We start from the raw sequence: 5,325 nt of genomic DNA, 5'->3' as shown, positions 1-5,325 counted from the left end.
GGTTACGCGCCTCCCTGCCGTCCCTTGTCGTCCTCGTCGTCCTCGACGATCTCGTCGCGGAGCCTGCTCATCGCCGTGGGGCCCTTCGCCACGGAGGTCTCGGCGATCAGCGAGCCGAAGACGGCCTCCCAGTCGACGCCCATCCGCTCCGGGGCGGCGCCGCGCGCGGTCATCCTGGTGATCGGGTCGAGCAGGTCGACGACCCGGCGGGCCATCTCGGCCCGCGCCGTGTTCGCGGCCTCCAGCACCGCCGCGGAGAGCTGGGCGGCGGCCATGGTCCGGTACTTGCCGTCGAGGAACTCCAGGCTGGTCAGCTCGCCCTTCGCACCGACGGAGACCCGCACCGACCGGTCCGCCGAACGCGCGGTGGCCGACGCCGCGTCCAGTTCGGCCCGTGCCGAGGCCGCGGCCGCCTCCGCCGCCTTGAGGTGGGCCATCGCCTGGGCCACTCGGTCCTCCATCGGCTGACTCATCCCGGTCCTCCCCTTCCCCTCAGCGCCCCAGGGCCTGCGGCGCGCCGCCCTCGTCGGTGCCCCAGACGTCCTCGTCCTCGGCCAGCCACGTGGTCCGTTCCCTGTCCCCGCTCTCCGTCTGCGGCCTCTCCCCCGCCCCGCCCATGCCTCCCATGGGCGGCATGAAGGGCGTGCTGCTGCTGGTCTGCGTGGACCTGGGGACGACGCGGTGCTCCTCGTCGTCGACGGTCTGCGCGGCGGTCGTCCGGCCGGAGCGGCCGACCGTGGGCTCGATGACGGTCCTGGTGCGCTCGCCGCTGCTGCCGCCGGCCTCGCCGCCGGCGCCGCGCATCATCGGCGGGTACATCCCCGGCGAGCCCGATCCCGTGCCGGTGCCGCCGGCGGAGGCGCCCGCCAGGGCGTCGCTGCCCTGCGGACGCCCGAGCGCCGAGGCGAGGTCGTCCTGGTTGTAGAGGTTGTCGTCGAACACGGAGGAGTACGCGGAGCCGGCCGAGCCCGTGGAGCCGCCCCCGTTGTAGGCGGAGAGGTCGGGGGGCTCGGGCAGGTCGGCGATGCGCTGCCGGATCAGCTCGTCGATGTCCTTGTCGTCGGCGGTGATCCGGTCGTACTCGGCCTGGATGTCGGCCATGCGCTGGTCGTACTCGGCCTTGGCGTCCTTGCGCGCCTGCTCGGCCTCGGTGCGCGCCTCTTCGCGTTCCGCCTGGGCGTCGGCCTTCGCCTCGTCGTACTCCCTCTTGGCGTCGGCCTCGGCGGCGTCCGCCCGGTCGACGGCCTCCTGTTCGGCGGCGTCGATCTCCGCGATCCGCCGGTCGTACTCCTCGCGGGCCTCGTTCTCGTCGGCGCCGGCGGCGATCTGACGCTCGTACTCCTGGCGTGCCTCGGCGCGTTCCTGTTCGGCGTCCTGGCGTGCCTGGTCCCGCTGCTCCTGGGCCTCGGCCTTCTCCTGCTCGTACTCCTGGCGTGCCGCCGCCTCCTGGCGGTCGGCCTCCTGGAGGGCGGCTTCGCGCTCGGCGCGGGCCTCGGCCTTCTCCCGCTCGTAGTCGGCCTGCGCGTCGGCCTTGGCGTTCTCGGCGTCCAGCCTGGCCTGCTGCCTCTCCTGCAGGGCCTCGCGGCGGGCCTCCTCCTGCTGGGCCTCCGCCCTGGCCTGCGCGTCGGCCTGTTCCTGCTTGGCGGCTTCCCGCTCGGCGTCGGCCTCGGCCTTGGCGGCCTCCTGCTCGGCCTTCGCCTCGGCCTTGGCGGCTTCCTGCTCGGCCTTGGCTTCCGCCTTCTCCTGCTCGGCCTCCGCCTTGGCGGCCTCCTGCTCGGCCTTCGCCTCCGCCTTCTCCTGCTCGGCCTCCGCCTTCGCGGCCTCCTGCTCGGCCTTGGCTTCCGCCTTCTCCCGCTCCTGCTCGGCCTTCGCCTCCGCCTTCTCCCGCTCGGCCTCCGCCTTGGCGGCCTCCTGCTCGGCCTTGGCTTCCGCCTTCTCCCGCTCCTGCTCGGCCTTCGCCTCCGCCTTCTCCTTGGCGGCCTCCTCCTTGGCGGCCTCCTGCTCGGCCTTCGCCTCGGCGCGGTCGGCTTCGGCCTGGGCCGCGGCCCGTTCCCGTTCCTTCTTCGCCTCGTCCTGAGCCTTCTGGTTCTGCGCGAGGACGAACGCCTGCTGTTGCCGGGCCTCCGCCTTGGCGGCTTCCTGCTCGGCCTTGGCTTCCGCCTTCTCCCGCTCCTGCTCGGCCTTGGCCTCGGCCTTCTCCTTCTCGGCCTCCGCCTTGGCGGCCTCCTGCTCGGCCTTGGCCTCGGCCTTCTCCCGCTCCTGCTCGGCCTTCGCCTCCGCCTTCTCCCGCTCGGCCTCCGCCTTGGCGGCCTCCTGCTCGGCCTTGGCCTCCGCCTTCTCCCGCTCCTGCTCGGCCTTCGCCTCCGCCTTCTCCCGCTCGGCCTCCGCCTTGGCCTCGGCCTTCTCCTTCTCGGCTTCGGCCTTCTCGCGGTCCCGCTCGGCCTTGGCCTCGGCCTTCTCCTTCTCGGCCTCCGCCTTCGCCTCGGCCTTCTCCTTCTCCGCCTCGGCCTTCTCGCGGTCCCGCTCGGCCTTCGCCTCCGCCTTCTCCTTCTCGGCCTCCGCCTTCGCCTCGGCCTTCTCCTTCTCGGCTTCGGCCTTGGCGGCCGCCGCTTCGGCCTCCGCCTTCTTCTTCTCGGCGTCGGCCTCTTCCTTGGCGGAGATCTCGGAGAGGGGGCGGTCGTCCCTGTCGGTGATGCTGGTGTCGAACGCCTTCTCGGCCGCCTTGAACGCCTTGTTGATCGCCACGATGGCCTCGGCGCCCTTCGTGCCGAGCCAGTCCTGCACGGACTGCTCCCACCGGCGCACCGCCTCGTCGGCGATCGCCTTCCAGGTGGTCATGTCGCTCGGCTTGCCGTACGACTTCTCCCCGATGACGATCTCGTTCCGGAAGCCGTCGGTCGACACCACGTAGTTGTGCCAGGAGGTGTACGGCCCGGAGCCACTGGACACCGTGTCGATGTCCGTCTTGTCGAACTGGGTGTCGAAGAGCTTCAGCCGGGCGTCCTGCAGCATGTCGTAGAGCCAGCGCTGCGGATTGCTCTCGGCCTTCCACGCCTCCCAGGCGTTGTAGAGGTTCTGCGCCTGGGTGAGGACGACGCGCTGGGCCTCGGCCAGGGCGCGGGCCGGCTCGGACGTCACCGTCACGTCGTCGATGGTGACCACGGCGTCCCCGCCGCCCTTGCCGTTGATCTGGTCGGCGTACCCCTCGTAGTTCCGGGCCAGTTTGTGGATGAGCTCCTTGAAGATGGCGGCCGACGTGCCGTCCCAGGAGTCGCTGCCCTCTCCGATGTTCTCGGTGTCCCACTTGCCGACGGTGACCGCACTGTCCTCGAAGAACTTGACAACCCGGTCGAACGCCTGGGCCGTCTTCGTGAAGGTGCGCAGATCGACGTAGTCGGCGTCGTTCACCGGGATGCCGCGGTTCTCGAACCCGTGGGTGGAGTAGGGCCACATGGTGAGCTGCGAGAGGGCGGCCTTGGAGCCGTAGAGGTACTGGACCAGGGGGTTGGTGTCCCAGTCGAGCTTCTCGCCGTCGCTGTTCGTGCCGCCCTTGTCCTTCAGTTTGTCGCTGGTCTTCGTGTAACCCGGGATCACGTCGTCCCCGCCCGGCGGCCAGGCCTGACCCGACGCGAGGAAGGTGATGTACACGCGGTACTGGTAGAGGTAGCTGCCCGCGGAGACGGCCGTGTCGTCGCCGGCCGGCTTGTAGTACGGGATGGTGTAGTCGGTGTTGTGCGTCTTCCAGCCGCCCGAGGACAGGAAACCCGATGAATAGTCCGGACCGCCCTCGTCCTCCACCCGGACATGGATCAACGGGATGTCGTCATTGCCCTTGAGAGTGTCGAACAACGTCTTCCGCTCCGGCAGGATGTAGCCGGTGAGCAGGTCAACTGCTTTCTTCCAGTTGTCGTTGTTGTTGTCCTCGGGGTTGGCCATCGCCGAACTCCGCTACTCTTCCTGTTGGTTGCCGCCCGGATTGTCGAGATCACTGTCGACATCCTCGAAGATGTCCATGAACTCGTCCGCGGTGATGTTCTCGAGATTCTTGCCCTGGCTCTTGGCCAGTTCGTCGATGGTGTCCCACAACGCCTGTTCGAGGTCCTCGAAGAGGACCGTCTGGTCCTCCAGGATGCGCACGACCTCGTCCGCGCCCTGCTGGACGACCTTGTTCAGGGCGCCCCCGCCGACCGCGCTGTTCTCGCCGGCCATGAGGCCGATGACGAGCGGCTTCGCGGAGTCGATCGTCGTGGTCGAGATGCTGTCCGCGATGAACGTGATCGCCGGCCCGGCGGTCGGACTGTCCTTGAGGATGTTCTCCAGGGTCGTCCGGAAGCCGTCGATCTGGTTGTTGATGAAGTTCTTCAGGAACGTGCTGTCGAGGACCGTGACGGCCATGCGATCACCCTTCCGTCACCGGCCGGCGTCAGCGGCTGCCGATCCTGATGTCGCCCCACCGCTGCGAGAGGTTCTGCTCCGTGTAGCGGTAGTTGCCGGAGATCTCGGTGAGCAGACCGGAGTGGTTGGCGAGCAGGGTCTTGATGTTCTCGACAGCGTTGTCCCACTTCGCCTGGACCTCGCTGTAGACGTCCCGGTCGTCACCGATCCAGCTGTTGCGGAGTTCGGCCAGTTCCATCTCCAGGTTGGCCAGAATGCTCATGATCGATTGGGACTGGCTGATCATGTCGTCCGCCGCGCCTTCGGCGTGGTTGTAGTCGACGTAGATGTAGCCGTCGGAGAAGTCCATCGGAGTCCTCGATTCACCGGGGGAACGACGAGAGTTGAAGGGCTTGGGGTCTGCTGGGTGCGCCGGGTCAGTTCGACGACGTGTTGGTGCCGTTGAGCTCGTCGAACACCTGCGTGGAGCGCGAGTACTCCGCGTCGATCGCGTCGCTGGTGGATCCCTGCACCAGCCCGTGCTCCGTGAGGGTGCCGTTGAGCTCGTCGACCATCCGGTCCAGGTTGATCAGGATCGTGTCGACGTGCTCGTCCCACTGCTCCAGCAACTTCTTGTACTTTCCACCGTCCGCGCCCCCGTAATTCGAGGCGAGCGTGTGCGACGTGGACTGCACGTCCTGCTGGCAGCGCTGAACACCGGTGAAAGCCTGTTCCAGCGCCATGATCCCATTGCGGGTCGCGCGTTCCTCGGACTGCTGCATGGCCATGAGAGAACTCCCTTTTCGGCGAAACTCACCGGTCTGCGGCCCCCGCTTCGCCCTGTGGGCAGACAGGGCGCCCCCGCGATCACGAATGACTCGCCGGGGTCATGGGGTGGCCAGATGCTATGCAGGCTGCAACTTGTTTGGCAATTGCCCGCGGAACCGCGAA

5 protein-coding genes are annotated in these 5,325 nt (G+C 68.7%); all 5 read right to left on the bottom strand.

Annotated features, from left to right (window positions below):
- Window positions 1-2: 2 nt before the first annotated feature.
- The 5 genes from ACIA6T_RS12275 to ACIA6T_RS12255 all read right to left on the bottom strand — a co-directional run bounded on the left by ACIA6T_RS12275 (window position 3) and on the right by ACIA6T_RS12255 (window position 5,162).
- On the bottom strand, window positions 3-473 hold the full coding sequence (locus ACIA6T_RS12275) for a YbaB/EbfC family nucleoid-associated protein (protein WP_399446461.1): 471 nt from the start codon (window positions 471-473) through the stop codon (window positions 3-5).
- Window positions 474-492: 19 nt separating this feature from the next.
- The gene (locus ACIA6T_RS12270; protein ID WP_399446460.1) at window positions 493-3,936 is read right to left on the bottom strand and encodes an AAWKG family protein; all 3,444 of its coding nucleotides are present in this window, start codon (window positions 3,934-3,936) and stop codon (window positions 493-495) included.
- Between the two features lie 12 nt (window positions 3,937-3,948).
- Window positions 3,949-4,395, bottom strand: coding sequence for a type VII secretion system-associated protein (locus tag ACIA6T_RS12265; protein ID WP_399446459.1), 447 nt, complete (start codon window positions 4,393-4,395; stop codon window positions 3,949-3,951).
- A gap of 28 nt (window positions 4,396-4,423) precedes the next feature.
- Complete coding sequence (locus tag ACIA6T_RS12260; protein ID WP_399446458.1) at window positions 4,424-4,744, bottom strand: WXG100 family type VII secretion target; 321 nt, start codon at window positions 4,742-4,744, stop codon at window positions 4,424-4,426.
- A 67-nt stretch (window positions 4,745-4,811) separates the two neighbouring features.
- Window positions 4,812-5,162, bottom strand: a complete 351-nt coding sequence (locus ACIA6T_RS12255; protein ID WP_073936358.1) for a hypothetical protein — start codon at window positions 5,160-5,162, stop codon at window positions 4,812-4,814.
- Window positions 5,163-5,325: the final 163 nt, after the last annotated feature.

The sequence above is a fragment of the Streptomyces sp. NPDC051740 genome (genome assembly GCF_044453165.1).
GTDB lineage: Bacteria > Actinomycetota > Actinomycetes > Streptomycetales > Streptomycetaceae > Streptomyces > Streptomyces atrovirens.
This window is presented reverse-complemented; position numbering and strand designations above follow the sequence as displayed.